The sequence below is a fragment of the Nocardioides panzhihuensis genome (assembly GCF_013408335.1).
GTDB classification, from domain to species: Bacteria; Actinomycetota; Actinomycetes; order Propionibacteriales; family Nocardioidaceae; genus Nocardioides; species Nocardioides panzhihuensis.
Window position 1 is genome coordinate 4030218 of record NZ_JACBZR010000001.1, and the last position, 17654, is coordinate 4047871.

Genomic DNA, 17654 nt, shown 5'->3' on the forward strand with positions numbered 1-17654 from the left:
CCTAATCAGACGACACCGACAGTTTTCAGAGGCCCGTCGAGACGCCCGATCAGACGTCGTGACCCAGCCGCATCCGAACCCCCACGACGTCGTCGAGATCGATCCCCTCGGCACGCCGTACGACGGCTTTCAGCGGGAGCACGTAGGTGCCGTCCTTCGGAAACAGCGCGGTGGTGAAGGTGGTCGCACCGATGGTGGCGGTGACGGCGACCTGGCCCCAGTATTCCAGCCCACGGGCGTCCTCCTTGACGTCCTGGGCGCCCTCGACGGGCATGGGCACGTAGTAGAACGGGGCCGGACCGCGCCACTCGATGACGGCCCCTTCGAAGGTGTACTCCACCGGGCCTACTCCCCAATCCCTGATTCTGAGGCGAGCTCGAAGTCGTCGAAGTCGAACCCCGGCGAGACCACGCAGGAGACGAGCGCGTCCTCGGCCGAGGGGACCGTACGCTGCCACACCCCCGCCGGTACTACAGCCTGCGGCACCTGGCCGGCGGCGACGTCCACCCCGACGTCGAGGGTCTCGCCCTCGACCGGGGCCTCGGCGGAGCCACCGAGCTGCAGGGACACCACACCGGTGTGTGCCAGCCAGATCTCGTCGGAGGTGACCCGGTGCCACGCGGACGACTCCCCGGCCAGGAGCCGGAAGTAGATCAGGGTCGCGGTCGGGCGAACCCGCCCGTCGTGGAGGGTGACGGTCTCGGCGGCAGCCCACGTCTGCCGGAACGAGCCGCCCTCAGGATGGGGCGCGAGGTCGAGTGCGGAGGTGATGGGGTCAACGGTCACCCGGCTCATTGTGCCGGGTCTCGTTGGCCGGATCGTCGGGGAAGCGCGGGTCGCCGAGCAGGTACTGCCAGAACAGGCCCGGCTTCTTGCGCGGCAGCGGCTTCGGACCGCCGACCGAACGGTTCTCGAGCGCGTCGCAGATCGCGTCGACGGGACGGGCCACGCGGCGTACGACCTTGCCGGGCAGGCCCGTGTGCCGGAGGCGAGGATGTGGACGGGAGGGAGCCCTGCGCTCGGCCGCCATGATCCGCTCGGCGACGAGCAGGAGCACGTCGTCGGAGGCCTCCTCCGCGAGGTGCGAGACCAGCTCGTCCTCCTTCTTCTGCTGAGCGTCGAGGGCCTTCTCGACCTCGCCCCACAGCGTCGGCCACGAGTGGGTGGTCTCCCAGGTGGAGCCGTACTCGTGCGCCTTCACGTGGAAGACCAGCACCTCCAGGTGCCGCGCGGCGGGGAGATAGTCATGGACCAGACCGACGCCGCCCTCGCAGTTGGCGGAGACCGCGGGCAGCAGCACCTCGTCCACGGCGTGCAGGTGTCGAGACGTGCCGGCGTTGAACTGGTCGATCGGTGGACAGCCCCGACGGGTCTGCTCGGGCCTGGCGATGATGCTCCGAGCATGGGCCAGGCGCCCAGCGAGCTCTTCGTGCTTGCGGCGCAGCTCGTCCTGCAACACGGTCGTGGTGGCCATCTGCCTCACCTCGGCGGCTAGGGGTCCACCTTCCAGAATGCGCCTATTCTCGCCTCGACGCAACCGGCGATCAGACGTCGGCCGGACGCTCGTTGTAGACCCCGGCCGCTTCCTGGCCGCTCAGCAGCGCGATCGCCGCCATCACCTCGTCGGTGATCACCCGGCGGGCCTTGCCCAGAGCTACGCCGTCGAAGCGGCCAGCCACCTGGATCGGCTGCCCGAACGCGACAGCGACCTTCGCCAGGCGGGGCAGGTTCGATCCCACCGGCTGGAGCTCCGCGGTCCCGCGCAGGCCCACCGGCACCACGGGGACGCCGGCGGTCAGCGCCAGGTGGGCCACCCCCGTACGGCCGCGATAGAGCCGCCCGTCGCGGGAGCGGGTGCCCTCCGGATAGATCCCGAACGCCTCGCCCCTGCCGAGGACCTCCAGGGCCACCTCCAGCGAGCCGAGCGCCGCCTGCGGGTCGTCGCGGTCCACCGGCAGCATCCCGAGCCCCTCGAACCACGCCTTCTGCGCCGCACCCTTGAGACCGGTGCCGGTGAAGTAGTCGGACTTGGCCAGGAAGTGCACCGGCCGGGGCGAGACCGACGGGATCACGATCGAGTCGGCGAAGCTGAGGTGGTTGCTGGCCAGGATCACCCCGCCGGTACGTGGGACGTTCTCGGCCCCAGTCACCGTGGGTCGCCAGACGGCCCGGAGAAGGGGTGGCACGACGGCGTGGAGGACGCGATACATCACACGCTCATCGTAGGTGGCAGCCACATCGCCGCGCGCAGGTCCACCGCCCCCGAGACACGACGCGGGGTGCCCTCCTCGAGATAGGCCTGTCTGGCCTCCTCGCCGTGGGAGGCGGGGAGCGAGCCGTCGGCCCGCACCACCCGCCACCACGGCATCCCGGCGCCCTCACGGGCCATCACCGAGCCGACCTGTCGCGGACCGCCCCCGAACTGGTCGAAGAGGGCGTCCGCGATCGCGCCGTAGGTCGTCACCTGCCCGCGCGGGATCTGCTCGACAAGACGCAGTACGGCCTCTACGTACGCCTCCCGGTCGGTCATACCCCTACTTTCGCTGGTCGAGCCCCGCGAGCGCTAGCGAGCGGGAGCCGAGACCAACACGATCCCATCGGCACTCGACAGGACCGTGTTGGTCTCGACACGCTCGGCCGCAGGCGGCCTCACGGCTCGACCAGCAGTGTGCTCACAGGATGGGGCTGAACGGCTCGGTGCCGTTGACCAGACGCAGACCGGAGATGCCCGAGTTCGCCTGGGCGTACTTCAGCTCGAGGTCCATGTCACCGATGTTGTTGGACGCCGGCAGCGGGAGCAGACCGAGCGTCGACAGGGTGCCGACGGCCTTGCCCTCGGCGTTCAGGAAGCCGGAGCCGGAGTCACCGGGGATGCCCGGGGTGAGGTTGTAGAGCGGGTGCGACCACCGGGTGCCGTTGACGCTGTCCCCGAGGGAGAGTCCGATCTTCGGCGAGAGCAGGTCGATGTCGGCGCGGATCGAGGAGTTGCCGTAGGAGTAGACCTTGTCGCCGGCCACGGTGCCGTCGGTGTCGATGCCCGTGGGACCGCCCCAGATCGGCACGGTCGGGTTGACCTTGCCCGCGTCGGCGGCATCCACCTTGACCAGCGCGAAGTCGTTGTAGGCGCAGGTGTCCGCGTCCTTGGTGCCCTGCTTCTTCATGGTCAGCCAGGAGGAGTACGCCAGCTTCCCCTTCCCCAGGACGGTGCCCTCGCTCAGCAGCGAACCGCCCTCGTTGAAGGTCACCGGCGTGCCCAGCGGGAGCGACTCCGCGGCGCAGCCGTTGGTGTCGGTGGCCTCACCGAGACCCGCGCAGTGAGCGGCGTAGCCGACGTAGACGTTCGCCGCGGAGTCGGCGAAGACGAAGTTGGCGGTGCACTGGGCACCCTTGGTGTACATCTGCACGCCCGGGGTGATGGTGGCTGTGTCGGCCGGCGCCCAGGCCTGGGCGGGAGCCGGGATCAGCGCGGGGACGAAGGCGGCGGCGAGAGCGCCGGCGGCGATGGCTGCGGCGCGGCGGGTCGAACGGCGGATACGGAGCATGTGGGGGCCTCGTTCTGTAGGTGATGTGACTCACAAGTAACGACGCCTGGTGGCCGCGGGTTACGGCACCGCCACGACCACGGTGTTGCCCTGGAAGGATGTGCCGTCCCAGTCGTCGCACGTCACCACGACCAGCCTCGGCTTTCCATCGGGGTCGAAGAGCTTCGCGCTCCGCTTGGCGACCTCCTCCTTGGAGAGGTCCCGCACCGACCGGACGGTGTAGCTGAACTCGCCGTTCTTGGTCCGCACGACGATCTCGTCGCCCTCGTTCACCTCGCCCAGCCGGTCGAGGATGCCGCCTCCGTTGTGCAGGGTGTGGCCGACGATCAGCACCGAGCCATCCTCGGCCCCGGGTTTGGCGCCGCCCTTCCACCAGCCCATGAGCGAGGCGTCCGCGGGCGGGGTGAGCGTGCCTTGCTCCATCGCCAGCGGCACCACGTCGGCGTGCACGTTGAGCGTGGGGATGGAGACGCCGCGTACCTTGCCCTTCTTCTTCGGCACCTCGGCCAGGGCCTCCGCCGGGATCGAGGAGGTGGTCCCCGGCGGGGTCGAGGTGCTCTTCTTCGCCTCGTCGATCCTGGTGTAGTAGTCGTAGGCGGCATAGCCGAGCACCGCGACCGCGACCACGAGGACGACGACGAAGATCTCCCCGATGAAGGTCCTCAGGCTCGGTTGGCGCCTGCGAGGACGGGGAGGCTCGTGGGGGTTGTAGCCATGGCTCACTCGGCCGAGCGTGCCACAGCCTCAGCCCGCCGTCGTCGGACGGCCAGCCCGACGCCCGCTCCCATCAGCAGCGCACCGACCCCGGCGAAGACATACGACGGAGGTACGCCGCGGGTCGGGTCCGCGACGTTCGACTCCAGCCGATCCGGGTCGATCGCCGAACCGACAGCCACTCCGGAGACGGGCTCCGGGGCCTGGTCGCTCGCGTTGGCAGGGGCTCCGAGAAACAGTCCGCCGGCCAGAGTGGCACCGGCGAGCGTCGCGCTGAGACGAGCGCGTGTGGACAACGTCGATCCTCCGGGGTTCGTGCACTGGTGCAACTCCGCCCCCCGCAGCTGCGCGGCAAAACTATCGGGTACGCCCCGCACATAGAAAGCCAGCGGCGGCCCCAGAGGGGCCACCGCTGGCCAACAGTTCAGTAACCCGGTCCACAGGCCCGTCCGGACCCGCCGGGAGCGCCGATCAGTACGACGGCTGGCTCGGGTCGATCTGGTTGACCCACGCCACCACGCCGCCGCCGACGTGGACCGCGTCCGCGTAGCCGGCGCCCTTGGCGATCGCGAGCACCTCGGCGCTGCGTACGCCGCTCTTGCAGTGGAACACCAGCGGCTTGGCACCGTCGCCGGTGAGCTCGGCGACCTGCGGGATCGCGTTGCCGTTGAGGAACTCGCCCTTGGGGATGAGGACGGCGCCGGGGATCTGGTTGATCTCGTACTCGTTCGGCTCACGCACGTCGACGAGCACGAAGTCGCGGCTGCTCTCCTCGCGCTCCTTGATCATCTCGGCGAGCTGGGTGACCGAGATCGTGGAACCGGCCGCGGCGTCTGCCGCCTCGGTCGAGAGCGCACCGCAGAACGCGTCGTAGTCGATCAGGTCGGTGACGGTCGGGTTCTCGCCGCAAAGCGCGCAGTTGGGGTCCTTGCGGACCTTCAGCTTGCGGTACTCCATCTCGAGTGCGTCGTAGATCATCAGCTTGCCGACGAGCGGCTCACCGATGCCGGTCAGCATCTTGATGGCCTCGTTGACCTGGATGGAGCCGATGGAGGCGCAGAGCACACCCAGCACGCCACCCTCGGCGCAGGAGGGAACCATGCCCGGGGGCGGGGGCTCCGGGTAGAGGCAGCGGTAGCAGGGCGCGTCCTCACCGATCGTCGGCGCGAAGACCGAGGCCTGGCCGTCGAAGCGGTAGATCGATCCCCAGACGTAGGGGATGCCCAGGAAGTAGGCGGCGTCGTTGACCATGTAGCGGGTCGCGAAGTTGTCGGTGCCGTCGACGATCAGGTCGTAGCCGGTGAAGATCTCGCGCACGTTGTCGTTGTCGAGGCGCACGTCGTGCAGCACGATGTCGACGTACGGGTTCACCTCCCGGATCGCCGCCGCGGCCGATTCGGCCTTCGGCTGGCCGACCGTCGACTGCTTGTGGATGATCTGGCGCTGCAGGTTGGACTCGTCGACCTCGTCGAACTCGACGATGCCGAGGGTGCCGACGCCGGCTGCGGCCAGGTAGAGCAGTGCGGGCGAGCCGAGACCGCCGGCACCGATGACCAGCACCTTGGCGTTCTTCAGGCGCTTCTGCCCGTCCATACCGACGTCGGGGATGATGAGGTGGCGGCTGTAGCGGCGCACCTCGTCGATCGTCAGCTCGTCAGCGGGCTCCACGAGCGGGGCTAGGGACACAACGGCTCCTCAGTTCGGACGTACGTATGCCTGCTTGAACACCGCGGGCACATCTCCATGTTCCCTCATCCGTGGAGCAGCCGACGACGCGTCCCGCGATCCGAGTACCAGCGGGTAGGCTGCTCGGGTGACCACGCACCAATCCGAGCTCGACCCCACTCGACCGCGAGGGGCGCGACTGCCCCGAACGGAGCGACGAGCCCAGCTCCTCGATTCCGCTCTCGAGGTCTTCGTCGCCTACGGCTTCCACGCTGCCGCGATGGACGACATCGCCGAGAGGGCCGGGGTCTCCAAGCCCGTTCTCTACCAGCACTTCCCCGGCAAGCTCGACCTCTATCTCGCGCTGTTGGAGAAGTCCGCGAACGAGATCATCGATCGCACCCGGGAGGCGCTGGCTTCGACCGACGAGAACAAGGAGCGCGTGGCACGCACCGTCGAGGTCTTCTACGACTACGTGGCATCGGAGTCCGGTGCCTTCCGGCTCGTCTTCGAGTCCGACCTGACCAACGACCCCGCCGTGCGCGAGCAGGTCGACCGGGTCACCAACGAGTGCGCCGAGGTGATCGCCGAGATCATCGCCGAGGACACCGGTTTCGCCCCCGCCGCCTCTCACCTCCTCGCGGTCGGCCTGGTCGGCCAGATCCAGGTCAGCGCGCGCTACTGGCTCCACGACAACGGCAACCTGTCGCAGGCCGACGCGGCCCGCCTGGTCGCCGGGCTCTCCTGGCGCGGCATCGGCGGCTACCCGAAGACCGACTGAGCGAGGTCAAGCGGCGAGACGACCCGAGCGAGGTCAAGCGGCGAGCTTGCTCGTCCGCTTGCGCCGAGCGAGGGAGCGTCCGCGCGCAGCGCGGTGACCGACTGAGCGCTGTCGCCCGACATCGTTCGCCCACAGCGCAACGACGGGGTTCCTCACCTTCCGTGTGAGAGGATTCCGAAGCATTGATCGACCCATCGCAAGGAGGACCCGTGGAGGTCAAGATCGGCGTCCAGCAGGCCGCCCGTGAGCTCGTCGTAGAGACCGAGGAGTCCAGCGAGTCGGTGGAGAAGCTCATCGCCGACGCCCTCGGCGGCGGTGCTGTGCTCGCATTGACCGACAGCAAGGGCCGCAAGGTCATCGTCCCGACCGACAAGCTCGCCTACATCGAAATCGGCCCGGCCAAGGTCGGCAAGGTCGGGTTCGCGGGCTCAACCACTACGGGATGACCCTGATTCCGGCGGCGAACTTCCGGTTTTGAGCCATGTTGCCCGTGCATTCGGGTACCAACAGGTGCAGTATCGAGTGATCGGCGCATCCTTCGCGTCGCTTACAACCTGAAGGGATAGGGCATGATCGGGACCATCATCACCGTGCTTGTCGGTGGGGTCATCATCGGGCTCCTCGGCAAGTTCCTCGCCCCCGGCAGTCGGGACAACATTCCGTTCTGGCTCGTCGTCGTCTGCGGAATCGTCGGCATGCTCGTCGGTGGCTGGATCTACTACGCCATCTTCGGCGTGGCCGGCAACGTCGCGGGCAACCCGGACTACGACATGTGGAACACGTCCAAGGGAATCGACTGGTGGCGTCACCTCTGGCAGGTCGTCGTCGCCGCCATCGCGGTCGTCGTGGCCGCAGGTGTCACCGGAAGGACCAAGGCCTGAGCCTCATCCAGGTCATAGCGAAGCGGTCCCGCCCCTTGGGGTGGGACCGCTTCCGTCATCCGTGCTGCATGTGAGCCGAGCGCGTCACCAGTTCGGTTGCGCGGGCGGCTCCGGCGAAGCCACCTCCCGCGGCCGGACGACGTAGACGACGCGCCCGGAGCGGGCCCAGGCTCGATCGAGCTCGCCGATGTCGTACGTCGTCCGCACCTCGGCGTCGCTGGCGATCTTGTGGGAGGCAGGGTCGTGGACGATCGGATCGCCGTTGTCACCGAAGCCGACCAGCACCAGCAGATGGCCGTTGGTGACATACCCCGCGCCGGTCAGCTCGCCCTCCTGGTGCGAGACGGCGAGCACGAGCGGGATCCCCGCCTCGACGAACCGCGCGGCCTCGGCGAAGGAACGCAGCCTGGTGACGTACGCGACCAGCCCACGCGCGCCCGCATAGGCGGTGTTGAAGGCCCAGTTGCCGGCACCGCCGAAGGACTCGTCGTAGACCTCCCGAACGGTGAACGGAACCTGCGGGTCGGGGGTCTCGTAGTCCACCCAGGACGTCTCTTCGACCGTCGGGCCGACGCCCCAGAAGTCGGCGATCATCGCCGTCGAGGCGGCACTGCACCAGGACTGGCCGCCACCGTCCCAGTGCGGATAGCGGTCACGATGGAGCTGCTGCGAATAGGCGGGTACGCCCCTCATCACCGTCCCGGGAGCCACCGGCCCCGCCCCGGGCGCCGAGTCCCGGGCGTTCGCCGAGACCACCGCTCCGAGCAGGCTGGCCCGCGGCAGCCTCCCAGCAGGACCGTGCAGGGTCAGCCGCAGCGAGAACGCCGTGAGCCTGCGCCCGTCCCGGCCCAGGATCGTGTCGTCGGCAGCGGCCGCGATCGCGTCGTCCTGGCCGGCGACGGAGGTGGAGGTGAATGCCTGGTCCGAGGACCAGCGGGCCAGCATCAGCCAGCCGCTCCGCTCCCCCGACTCCGCAACCACCCGGGCCGCGACCTCCACCCACGTCCCGGGAGGTGTCACCACGTTCCAGGAGGCGATCAGCTCGCCGAAGGAGAACCCGGGGCTGACCTCGGGCGACGTCCACACACCGGTGGCATCGGGAGCGATCTGCTCTCCCTGCCAACCGGTCCAGAGGATCTCAGGGCTCTCAGTGTTCAAGTCCGAGCTTGCCCATGCGCTCGATGTGACGCTGGGTGAGGCGGGTGAGCATCTCGCCGATCGAGCCGAGGTCGAGACCAGGAAGATGATCGCCGGTGATCAGCTCGCTGAGCCCCTCACGGGTGGCTGCCACCTGCTGCGCCTGGGTGAGGGCCTCACCCATGAGGCGACGACCCCACAGAGCCAGCCGTCCGCCGATGAGATGATCGGCCTCGATGCCGGCCCGGACCCGGTCCACGACGAAGTCGGCCCGTCCGGCGTCCTCGAGGGTGGTCACCACGAGCTTGTGGGTCTCCTCGTCGAGGAAACCGGCGATCTCACGGTAGAAGTCGTTGGCGAGCCCGTCACCGACGTACGCCTTGACCAGCGACTCCCACCAGTCCGCCGGACTCGTGTGGATGTGGAACTCGTCGAACCCCGCGCGCAGCGACTCCATCGCCGCGTAGGAGTCGGCGCCGAGCTCCTCCAGCCGGTCGAGCACCGGCTGGATCTTGGCGTGCTGGGCGGCCGCCATCGCAAGCAGAGCCGTCTTGTCCTCCAGCGACGGCGCCATCTTGGCGTCGTCGGTCAGCCGCTCGACGGCCGAGACCTCGCCATAGGCGACAGCTCCCAGCAGGTCGATGACAGCGGCCTTGTAGACGGGATCCTCGAAGGGATCCTGAGGACCCGTGAACTCTGACGATGCAACCACGGGAGAACCCTACCGATAGAATGGATTTTGACCGACCCAGCACCGCTGATACTCAGCTCTGTATCGCGGCGGTCTGGATCCCGTATGTGCGCGGCGTGGCACTCGCTTGAGAAGCTCGAGACACCCGTGAGTCGCTCGCCGCATTCGATGAGACAAGCGAGTAGCGACGAAATCATGACGACGTTCAAGGACCTCGGTGTTCACCCCGAGATCTGCGCTCCGCTCGAGCGCAAAGGCATCACTGTTCCCTTCGCCATCCAAGAGATGACGCTCTCGGTCGCCCTCCAGGGCACCGACCTGATCGGCCAGGCCCGCACCGGCTCCGGCAAGACGCTGGCCTTCGGCATCCCGGTCGTGCAGCGCAGCGTCTCTCCCAAGGACCCCGACTACATCGACCTGCCCCAGGGCAAGCCGCAGGCGCTGATCGTGGCCCCGACCCGCGAGCTGGCCATGCAGGTCTCGGCCGAGATCTCGATGATCTCCGTGGACCGCGGTCTGCGCGTGCTGACCGTCTACGGCGGCGCGGGCTACGACCCCCAGCTCGACGCGCTGGAGAAGGGCGTCGACATCGTGGTCGGCACCCCGGGCCGCCTGATCGACCTGGCCAACCGCAAGGTCCTCGACCTCTCCCACGTGCACGCCCTCGTCCTCGACGAGGCCGACGAGATGCTCGACCTCGGGTTCCTTCCCGACGTGGAGAAGCTGGTCACCCTCACCCCGGAGACCCGCCAGACGCTGCTCTTCTCGGCCACCATGCCGGGTGCGATCGTGGCGCTGGCCCGCTCCTACATGCGCCACCCGATGAACATCCGCGCCGAGTCCGCGAGCGAGCGCGAGACGGTGCCCGCCACCGCACAGTTCGTCTACCAGGCCCACGACCTCGACAAGACCGAGATGATCGGTCGCCTGCTGCAGTGCGAGGACCACGACAAGATCGTCGTCTTCTCCCGCACCAAGCGACAGGCTCAGCGGGTCGCCGACGACCTCGCCGAGCGCGGCTTCCCGGCCTCTCCTCTGCACGGGGACATGCAGCAGGCCGCCCGCGAGCGCGTGATGCAGAAGTTCCGTGACGGCAAGGTCGAGGTCCTGGTGGCCACCGACGTCGCCGCTCGTGGCATCGACGTCACCGGCGTCTCCCACGTGGTCAACTACACCACCCCGGACGACGAGAAGACCTACGTCCACCGCATCGGCCGCACCGGCCGCGCCGGCGCCTCCGGCGTCGCGGTCACGTTCGTCGACTGGGCCGACCTGCACAAGTGGAAGATGATCAACAAGGCTCTCGACCTTCCGTTCGACGAGCCGCAGGAGACCTACTCCTCCTCGGAGCACTTCCTCCACGACATGGGCATCCCGAAGGGCACCAAGGGCCGGATCAAGGCTGCCGCGCCCGTCAAGCCCAAGGAGAAGGACTCCGAGAAGGACGGCGAGAAGCGTGAGCGCGCTCCGCGCAACCGCGACCGTCAGCGTACGCGCTCCCGCGGCGGCCAGGCCGTCGACAAGGCCGCTGCTCCGGCTGCCGCCGAGTCCGGCGAGTCTGCGACGAAGCCGGCCGACGGCGAGACCGAGGGCTCCGCGCCCCGGCGCCGCCGTCGCCGCCGCTCCTCGAGCAGCTCGGCGACGAAGACGGACTGAGCTCGCCGAGGCGGTTCCTTCGTCAAGGCATGCAGGTGAAGAAACACATCCCCAGCGGAGCTCCGCTGGGGATGTGTTCTTTCGGCTGCATACCCTTCGACAAGCTCAGGACATCGCCTTGACGAAGGACCGCGCTAGTCCGTGACGACCACCTTGGTGCCGAGCCGCGCGAAGCGCCACATCGCCTTCGCGTCCGGCTCCGCCTGGCGGATGCACCCGTGCGACAGCGGGGTGCCGAGCTGGGCGCGGGACTGCACGCGCTTGCCCTTGTCGACCGGGATGTTGTGGAACCCGATCGCGGCGTTGGGGCCCTTGGTGAAGCGTACGAACCACTTCATCCTGCCCGAGTCGTTGATGCCCCTGGCGTGCTTGGAACGGGAGAAGACGCGGAAGGTGCCGGGCTTCAGATTGTCGTAGACGCTGCCCGAGACCGGATAGGTACGCAGCGGCCGATCGGCCGCGGAGACGATCCAGACCCGCTGACGGCTGATCGAGAAGACCGCCCGGCGTCCGTCGCCGGAGTCGGCCGGCAGCATCTTCTCCGCAGTGGCGATCCAGGCGGCGACGTGGCGCGTGGTGTCCCCCTCGCGCAGGGTGTCGGGCGGCAGGGCCGGAGCGCGAACCTCCTCGCCCGCGCCCATCTTCACACCGCCGGCGGTCATGCTGGGCCGACCGTCGGCCGGAGGCTCGGCGACCACCTCGATCCCGCCATACAGACCGGCTGCGGTCAGCAAGGATGCGGCGAAGAGCATCTTGGCGCGCCTGAGAGGCCGAGGTCTCGTCCGATGCCGCCCGCCGCGGCTCACTTCTCCACCGCGCGTCCGAGTACGCCTGCGAAATCCACGTCGAACATCATCCAAACTCCGGTGACCGCAAGTCAACTGTCACACGACAGACAGAAACCTCGGTTCCGCTGGTGGACGGCCGGTCTGACACCCGGGTCCCCCGCGCACCTCGTGGTGGCAGGATTGCCCCATGTCGACACCCACCTCCCTGATCACCGGCGCGACCGCCGGCATCGGACTGGCCTTCGCCCAGCAGCTCGCCGCCCGCGGTCACGACCTCGTCCTCGTGGCCCGTGACGAGGAGCGTCTCAACGGCGTCGCGAAGGACCTGACCGACGCTCACGGCATCGGCGTCGAGGTGCTCCGCGCCGACCTGATCGACAGCGCCGACCTGGCCCGGGTCGAGGCGCGCCTGGCCGACGCCGAGCATCCGGTCGACCTGCTGGTCAACAACGCCGGGCACGGCCTCAAGCACCGTTTCCTCGACAACACCGCCGACGAGGAGACCGCCATGGCGCAGGTGCTCGTCATCGCGCCGCTGCGCCTGTCCCACGCCGCGCTGGGCGCCCAGGTGGCCCGCGGCCACGGCGGCATCATCAACGTCGGCTCCGTCGCCTCCTACCTCCCCCGCGGCACCTACTCGGCCGCCAAGGCGTGGATCAACTCCTTCACCGAGTGGGCCCACAACGAGTACGCCGGCAAGGGGATCAAGGTGATGGCCCTGTTGCCGGGCTTCACCAAGACCGAGTTCCACGAGCGCCTCGGCTCCGGCTACGACTCCGCCCCGGCGTGGATGTGGCTCGACGTCGACGACCTGGTCCGTGAGGCGCTCGAGGACTACGAGAGCGACAAGATCTTCTCGATCCCGAGCAAGCGCTACAAGGCCCTGGCCACCCTCGCGCGAGCGGTCCCGACCGGCGTGCTCCAGAAATTCCAGTCCCTGGGCCGCAGGTAGCCGAGCCGGTCTCAAGCGTTCGCGACGAAGGTCGTGACCGCGTCTGCGACCATCTGGACGGCGATCGCCGAGAGCAGCAGTCCGGCGATCCGGGTGATGAGCAGGACGCCGGACTCCTTGAGGACCTTCAGGATCGGGATGGAGAAGACCATCGCGACCAGTAGAGCGAGGTGGACGACGATGAGTCCGAGGCCGAGCCCGAAGGCGGTCCCGACCGAGTCGACCTCTTGGGTGAAGACCATGGTCGCGACGATCGCGCCGGGGCCGGCCAGGAGCGGGGTGCCGAGCGGCACCAGGGCGACGTTGGCTCCGGCGGCGGCGACAGGGTCGTCGAAGTTGTCGGTGAGCAGCTCGAGGGCGACCAGCAGCAGGAGCAGGCCGCCGGCGCACTGCAGCGCCTCGAGGGAGATGTGCAGGAAGTGCAGGATCGCCTGTCCGAACAGCGCGAAGATCGTGATCACCAGGAACGAGACCGCGACCGCGAGCAGCGCCGCGCGGCGCTGCTTGGCCGGTGACTGCCCCGCGGTCAGCGACAAGAAGATCGGGATCGTGCCGACCGGGTCCATGATCACGAAGAGCGTCACGAACGTGGAGACGAAGATCTCGGTCACCGTACGACCTCGGGAGTGACTCGTCCGGAGGCTGCCGAGGCGGCGGCGGCGCGCTCCAGGAGCCGCTCGTACTCGGCTGGTGCAGTGGTGTTCACTCCCAGATGGTGACCCACCTTCCCGGTGCCGTGGTAATCGCTGGAACCGGTCACCACGAGGTCGAGATTGCGGGCGATCACCCGCAGCTTCTCGCGCGTTTCCGGGGTGTGGTCCTGGTGGTCGACCTCCAGCCCGGACAGGCCCGTGTCGACCAGCGAGGAGATGGCCGCCTCGTCCGGCTGCTGGTGTCCGGAGCGCCCCCACGGATGGGCGATCACGGTCACTCCGCCGGCGGCGGCGACGGTGCGGATCATGGGCTCGAGCGGGGCGGCGTAGCGGCTGACGTTGGCAGGTTTCCCGGCCCCGAGGTAGCGGTTGAACGCCTCGTCGCGACTGTGCACGTATCCCTTGGCGACGAGCGCGTCGGCCAGGTGCGGGCGCCCAGAGGCGGCGGCATGACCGGAGACGGCCGCGACGTCCTCGAGCGACACCTCGATGCCGAGACGCGCCAGCCTGGCCAGCATCAGTGGCAGCCGTCCGTCGCGGCCCGCGAGAACACGGGCGAGCTCTGCGACCAGCGGCGGGTGGGTCCGGTCGGGCAGGTAGGCCAGCAGGTGCACGCTGTGGCCGAGGTGGTCGGTGCTGATCTCCATGCCCCGCACCAGCCCGATGCCCACGTCCGCGGCCGCCGCGGCCGCCTCGTCCCAGCTGCCGGCGGTGTCGTGGTCGGTGATCGCGACGACGTCGAGCCCAGCGGCCTTGGCCGCCTGGACCAGCTCGGTGGGCGAATCGGTCCCGTCACTCACCCGCGAGTGAGTATGGAGGTCGATGCGCACTCGGCCATACTAGTGGTCCCACCAGGAGCCGCTGGTCCCGCCGAAGGGCAGCTCGACCATCTGGATACCGAGATCGCCGACCTGGCGCAAGTGCCAGCCGTCCTGGAGCATCAGCATCGCCGTGGCCGGCCGGAAGACCAGCCACAGCCAGCGGCCTGCGGCCTCTCCGACCAGCACCGACCGCTCCCACTCCTCGGCCCCGTTGGTCCACTGGGTGATCGGCCACAGCGGGACCATCTGCCCGCCGACGCGGACCTTCGTGGTGGGCGGCCCGGCGCAGGCGTCGACACCGGGATCGGGGCCTTCCGTACGCGCGCACCGAGCGCCCAGCCCGACGCCGGCCTCCTCGGTGACGACGCTCAGCTCGAACGGCCCGTCGTCTGGGGTCACCCCGGTCCAGGTGAGCAGTGTCCCCGATCCCTTGGCCTCGTCGCCGACCACGGCGAGGTCGGCGATCGACCAACCCGTCTCGACCGGCCAGGGAACGTAGGTGGGCACCTCACCGGCCAGGGCCAGAACCTGCACCAGATCCTCGTAGGAGGCCTTGTCCGTACGCCACACCGGGGACACCACGCCGTGCTCGGGGCAGGACCGGCTGCCGCCGGCGCCGATGTTCGCCACCGGCGTCGCGCAGCGTGGACATCCAACCACTAAAGCCACCCCACAACGGTGACTCCTACTGCCAGGTTCGGTCAAGCGCGGGCCGTGTGTCTCGCGCGGGTGCGACGGACCGCCCACTCGACGAGGTCGGCGAGCGCCTCGACCGCTTCAGCGCACGCACGACCGGCAGGAGCGGCGGCGTCGGGCTCCCACTCCGGGACGGTCTCCGGCCCCCATCCTGGGCGCGGGTTGGTCTCCGCCCGGTGGACCAACCACGCCCGCAGCTCCACGTGGGTGGCCGCCGCCGCGGCCGCGGTACGGTCATCGGTGACCGCCGAGGGATCGGCGCCGTCGACCTCGACCGGGGTCAGGTCCGACCAGTCTCCGTGCAGGCTCACGCCCAGCCTCTGCACCCCCACGACCTGCTGGTTCGCGGCTCTCTCGACCCACGGCTCGACCCGCAGCCCGATCCGTTCGTCCTCGACGTCGAGACCCGGCATCAGCCTCTTGGCGAGCACGTGCTTGCGCAGCCGGATGCCGGCCGGGAAGCTCAGCTCGCGCGCGTCGAGAGCCAGGTTGAGGCGGCGCAGCAGGTCCGTGCGTACGACGCCGAGCGAGGCGTTCTGGGGCCGCCGGGTCCTGACGTCCTCGAAGGAGAACCCGATCACCTCGCCGAACCGCTCCAGCAGGGCTCCGCCGGGCGCGTCCGGCCCCGGGACGGTCACGACATGCACGGGGCCGGCGACGCTCCACCGTCGAGCGATCCCGACCGCGTCCTGCTCGCTCCAGAACCGGCTGGAAGCGGTCAACCGGCCCGGGAAGAGCCGCCGCGGTCGTCTCGCCCTGGCCGCGGCGACGAAGTCGGACCAGGACCAGACCTCACCGTTCTGGACGACCTCCTGCCACATCGCGGGCAGGTTGCGGTTGAGATCGCGTACGGACAGGACGATCTCGGGAGATGGCAGACTCGCGAGGAGCTTCTCCACGACATCGCCGCCGACTGGTGCGAGCAGCTCGGCGGAGATGACCGCCGTCCCGTGCCAGGCGTCGATCTCGTCGACGAGCCGCTGCCACGCGCCTTCGATCGAGCGGTCCCCGGCCAGCGACGTCTGAAGACCGCGCAGGTTCCAGGCGGCGTCCGCCTGGTCTCGCCACGTCCTGCCCGGGACGAGTATGCCCAGGTCGGTCAGGTGCTCTCGATGCGCGTAGAGCGCGTGCTGCAAGGACGTGGTGCCGGACTTCATCGCGCCGACATGGACGATCACACGACGTGCCACAGCTGCCCTCCTCGGGCGGCCGCGGGATGTTACGGCCGCTCAAAAAGGGGACCACATCAGCCCGCGCAACACCACCCGACCAGGCTATGGACGAGCTATGTATTCCAATGCTTCACCACGGGTTGGTCGTGGTGGGTGTCGAGCATCGAGACGGTCGCGGTGTCCAGCCTGAAGAGCCGTCCCTCGCTCACCGGTAGGCCCAGCCACACCGCCGCCAACGCACACAGCGAGTGCCCGTGGGAGAAGACCAGGGTGTCGCCGTCGCGCTCGCGGGCAGCCGTGGCGACGCGAGCCAGCCGCTCCTGGACGGAGGCCGCGGGCTCTCCCCTGGGCGTGACCGAGGTCCACAGGCTCCAGCCGGGATCGGTCCGGTGGATCTCCGGGGTGGTGATGCCCTCGTAGTCGCCGTAGTCCCACTCGACCAGGTCCTCGGTGACGGTGGCGTCGGGGAAGCCCGCGAGCTCAGCCGTACGCAGGGCCCGCTGTCGCGGCGAGGTCAGCACCGCGGCGTACGTCTGCTCCTTCAGCCTCGGCGCCAGCGCCAGGGCGCTCTCCTCACCTTCGGGCAGGAGAGGGAGGTCTGTGTGGGAGGTGTGCCGACCGTTGAGCGACCACTCGGTGGTGCCGTGCCTGACGAGGAAGAGGGCCATGGCCCCATCAAACCAGCCCCGGACCAGACCAGCGGGTCACGCCCGGGTGATGAACCGGTTGACCTCGCGGGAGAGCACATTGGGCGCCAGATCTGCGGCGGTCGAGAGCAGCTTGGCCGGGAACCCGACCGCGGTGTGCACCTTCGGCAGCCGGAACAGCCCCGTGCGCGGCTGCGCCATCTCCCAGACCTGGTCGGCCACGTCCTCGACGGTGAGCCGGATGCCCAAGGTCTCGTGGGACGAGGCGACGTTGCCGTCCAGCAGCGCGGTCTTCACCCACAGCGGCCAGACCGCCTGCACCCGGATGCCCTCCTTGCGCCACTCCAGCTCCAGCGCCTCGGTGAGCCCGCGCACGGCGTACTTCGACGCACTGTAGGAGGCGATCTCCGGCTGCCCGTAGATCGCGCTCGCGCTGCAGACGTTGATGACACCCGAGCCGGGGGTGGCCCGCAGGTAGGGGTAGGCCGTGTGGCAGCCGTTGATCACGCCGTTGACGTTGATCTCGATGGTCTGGTGGTGCTTGGCCAGGTCGACGTCGGCCAGGCGGCCGGCACGCAGGATGCCGGCGTTGTTGACCAGCAGGTCGAGACGGCCACCGGCGGCAGTGGCGAACTCCTCGATCGCCGCCTTCCAGGAGTCGGGGTCGGTGACGTCGAGCGCGCCGCCGATCGCGAGCTCGGTCCCCAGGCTCGCGGCGACGTCACGGGCCAGGTCGGCGTCGATGTCGTAGACACCGACGAACCAGCCCGACGCCGCGAACTTCTCGACGATCGCCTTGCCGATGCCCTGTGCGGAACCGGAGACGAAGAGTGACTTCCTGTTGGCCATGACGTGCTC

Annotated in this window: 23 protein-coding genes; 5 read left to right on the forward strand and 18 right to left on the reverse strand. The window is 69.1% G+C overall.

Annotated features, from left to right (window positions below; genetic code table 11):
- Positions 1-49: 49 nt before the first annotated feature.
- The 9 genes from BJ988_RS31055 to moeZ all read right to left on the reverse strand — a co-directional run bounded on the left by BJ988_RS31055 (position 50) and on the right by moeZ (position 5942).
- Positions 50-340, reverse strand: coding sequence for a DUF1905 domain-containing protein (locus BJ988_RS31055; protein WP_179659512.1), 291 nt, complete (start codon positions 338-340; stop codon positions 50-52).
- A gap of 5 nt (positions 341-345) precedes the next feature.
- Entirely contained in the window at positions 346-795 is a 450-nt protein-coding gene (locus BJ988_RS19075) for a cupin domain-containing protein (RefSeq protein ID WP_179659513.1), read from the reverse strand.
- Entirely contained in the window at positions 776-1474 is a 699-nt protein-coding gene (locus BJ988_RS19080; RefSeq protein ID WP_179659514.1) for a hypothetical protein, read from the reverse strand. Before BJ988_RS19080 ends, BJ988_RS19075 begins: the two co-directional genes overlap by 20 nt.
- Before the next feature lie 70 nt (positions 1475-1544).
- Entirely contained in the window at positions 1545-2210 is a 666-nt protein-coding gene (locus BJ988_RS19085) for a lysophospholipid acyltransferase family protein (RefSeq protein ID WP_179661594.1), read from the reverse strand.
- On the reverse strand, positions 2210-2530 hold the full coding sequence (locus BJ988_RS19090; RefSeq protein WP_179659515.1) for an MGMT family protein: 321 nt from the start codon (positions 2528-2530) through the stop codon (positions 2210-2212). The genes BJ988_RS19085 and BJ988_RS19090 overlap by 1 nt, the downstream gene beginning before the upstream one ends.
- A 142-nt stretch (positions 2531-2672) precedes the next feature.
- The gene (locus BJ988_RS19095; protein WP_179659516.1) at positions 2673-3542 is read right to left on the reverse strand and encodes a S1 family serine peptidase; all 870 of its coding nucleotides are present in this window, start codon (positions 3540-3542) and stop codon (positions 2673-2675) included.
- Between the two features lie 60 nt (positions 3543-3602).
- Complete coding sequence (locus BJ988_RS30600) at positions 3603-4265, reverse strand: sortase domain-containing protein (RefSeq protein WP_179659517.1); 663 nt, start codon at positions 4263-4265, stop codon at positions 3603-3605.
- The gene (locus BJ988_RS19105; protein WP_179659518.1) at positions 4262-4552 is read right to left on the reverse strand and encodes a hypothetical protein; all 291 of its coding nucleotides are present in this window, start codon (positions 4550-4552) and stop codon (positions 4262-4264) included. Before BJ988_RS19105 ends, BJ988_RS30600 begins: the two co-directional genes overlap by 4 nt.
- 175 nt (positions 4553-4727) lie before the next feature.
- Positions 4728-5942 (reverse strand): adenylyltransferase/sulfurtransferase MoeZ, encoded by a 1215-nt coding sequence (moeZ, locus tag BJ988_RS19110; RefSeq protein ID WP_179659519.1) that lies wholly within the window; start codon positions 5940-5942, stop codon positions 4728-4730.
- A 127-nt stretch (positions 5943-6069) separates the two neighbouring features.
- On the opposite strand from moeZ, the gene BJ988_RS19115 reads away from it, so the two are divergent.
- From BJ988_RS19115 to BJ988_RS19125, 3 genes are all read left to right on the forward strand, one after another.
- On the forward strand, positions 6070-6702 hold the full coding sequence (locus tag BJ988_RS19115) for a TetR/AcrR family transcriptional regulator (protein WP_179659520.1): 633 nt from the start codon (positions 6070-6072) through the stop codon (positions 6700-6702).
- 209 nt (positions 6703-6911) lie between these two features.
- Positions 6912-7148: a DUF3107 family protein gene (locus tag BJ988_RS19120; protein WP_179659521.1), complete on the forward strand. Its 237-nt coding sequence runs from the start codon at positions 6912-6914 to the stop codon at positions 7146-7148.
- A gap of 123 nt (positions 7149-7271) precedes the next feature.
- Positions 7272-7583, forward strand: a complete 312-nt coding sequence (locus BJ988_RS19125; RefSeq protein WP_179659522.1) for a hypothetical protein — start codon at positions 7272-7274, stop codon at positions 7581-7583.
- Between the two features lie 84 nt (positions 7584-7667).
- Here BJ988_RS19125 and BJ988_RS19130 read toward each other — a convergent pair whose 3' ends face one another.
- Both BJ988_RS19130 and BJ988_RS19135 read right to left on the reverse strand, forming a co-directional pair.
- Positions 7668-8741 carry a C39 family peptidase gene (locus BJ988_RS19130; protein ID WP_179659523.1) on the reverse strand — a complete coding sequence of 358 codons (1074 nt, stop codon included), beginning with the start codon at positions 8739-8741 and terminating at the stop codon, positions 7668-7670.
- Complete coding sequence (locus tag BJ988_RS19135; RefSeq protein WP_179659524.1) at positions 8731-9432, reverse strand: ferritin-like fold-containing protein; 702 nt, start codon at positions 9430-9432, stop codon at positions 8731-8733. The genes BJ988_RS19130 and BJ988_RS19135 overlap by 11 nt, the downstream gene beginning before the upstream one ends.
- A gap of 174 nt (positions 9433-9606) precedes the next feature.
- Here BJ988_RS19135 and BJ988_RS19140 point away from each other — a divergent pair, with 174 nt between their 5' ends.
- On the forward strand, positions 9607-11067 hold the full coding sequence (locus tag BJ988_RS19140) for a DEAD/DEAH box helicase (protein ID WP_218860979.1): 1461 nt from the start codon (positions 9607-9609) through the stop codon (positions 11065-11067).
- A 134-nt stretch (positions 11068-11201) separates the two neighbouring features.
- Here the strand turns inward: BJ988_RS19140 and BJ988_RS19145 are convergent, their stop codons facing one another.
- Positions 11202-11819 (reverse strand): L,D-transpeptidase, encoded by a 618-nt coding sequence (locus BJ988_RS19145; protein WP_179659526.1) that lies wholly within the window; start codon positions 11817-11819, stop codon positions 11202-11204.
- A gap of 223 nt (positions 11820-12042) precedes the next feature.
- Between BJ988_RS19145 and BJ988_RS19150 the strand changes: the two genes are divergently transcribed.
- Entirely contained in the window at positions 12043-12807 is a 765-nt protein-coding gene (locus BJ988_RS19150; protein ID WP_179659527.1) for an SDR family NAD(P)-dependent oxidoreductase, read from the forward strand.
- Between the two features lie 11 nt (positions 12808-12818).
- On the opposite strand, the gene BJ988_RS19155 is transcribed toward BJ988_RS19150, so the two are convergent.
- From BJ988_RS19155 to BJ988_RS19180, 6 genes are all read right to left on the reverse strand, one after another.
- On the reverse strand, positions 12819-13418 hold the full coding sequence (locus tag BJ988_RS19155) for a MarC family protein (protein ID WP_179659528.1): 600 nt from the start codon (positions 13416-13418) through the stop codon (positions 12819-12821).
- Positions 13415-14290 (reverse strand): PHP domain-containing protein, encoded by an 876-nt coding sequence (locus tag BJ988_RS19160; RefSeq protein WP_179659529.1) that lies wholly within the window; start codon positions 14288-14290, stop codon positions 13415-13417. The genes BJ988_RS19155 and BJ988_RS19160 overlap by 4 nt, the downstream gene beginning before the upstream one ends.
- Positions 14291-14299: 9 nt before the next feature.
- Complete coding sequence (locus tag BJ988_RS19165) at positions 14300-14950, reverse strand: DUF6758 family protein (RefSeq protein ID WP_179659530.1); 651 nt, start codon at positions 14948-14950, stop codon at positions 14300-14302.
- A 32-nt stretch (positions 14951-14982) separates the two neighbouring features.
- Positions 14983-16167 carry a hypothetical protein gene (locus tag BJ988_RS19170; protein ID WP_179659531.1) on the reverse strand — a complete coding sequence of 395 codons (1185 nt, stop codon included), beginning with the start codon at positions 16165-16167 and terminating at the stop codon, positions 14983-14985.
- A 95-nt stretch (positions 16168-16262) separates the two neighbouring features.
- Positions 16263-16817 (reverse strand): histidine phosphatase family protein, encoded by a 555-nt coding sequence (locus BJ988_RS19175; RefSeq protein WP_179659532.1) that lies wholly within the window; start codon positions 16815-16817, stop codon positions 16263-16265.
- A 36-nt stretch (positions 16818-16853) separates the two neighbouring features.
- Entirely contained in the window at positions 16854-17645 is a 792-nt protein-coding gene (locus BJ988_RS19180; RefSeq protein ID WP_179659533.1) for an SDR family oxidoreductase, read from the reverse strand.
- Positions 17646-17654: the final 9 nt, after the last annotated feature.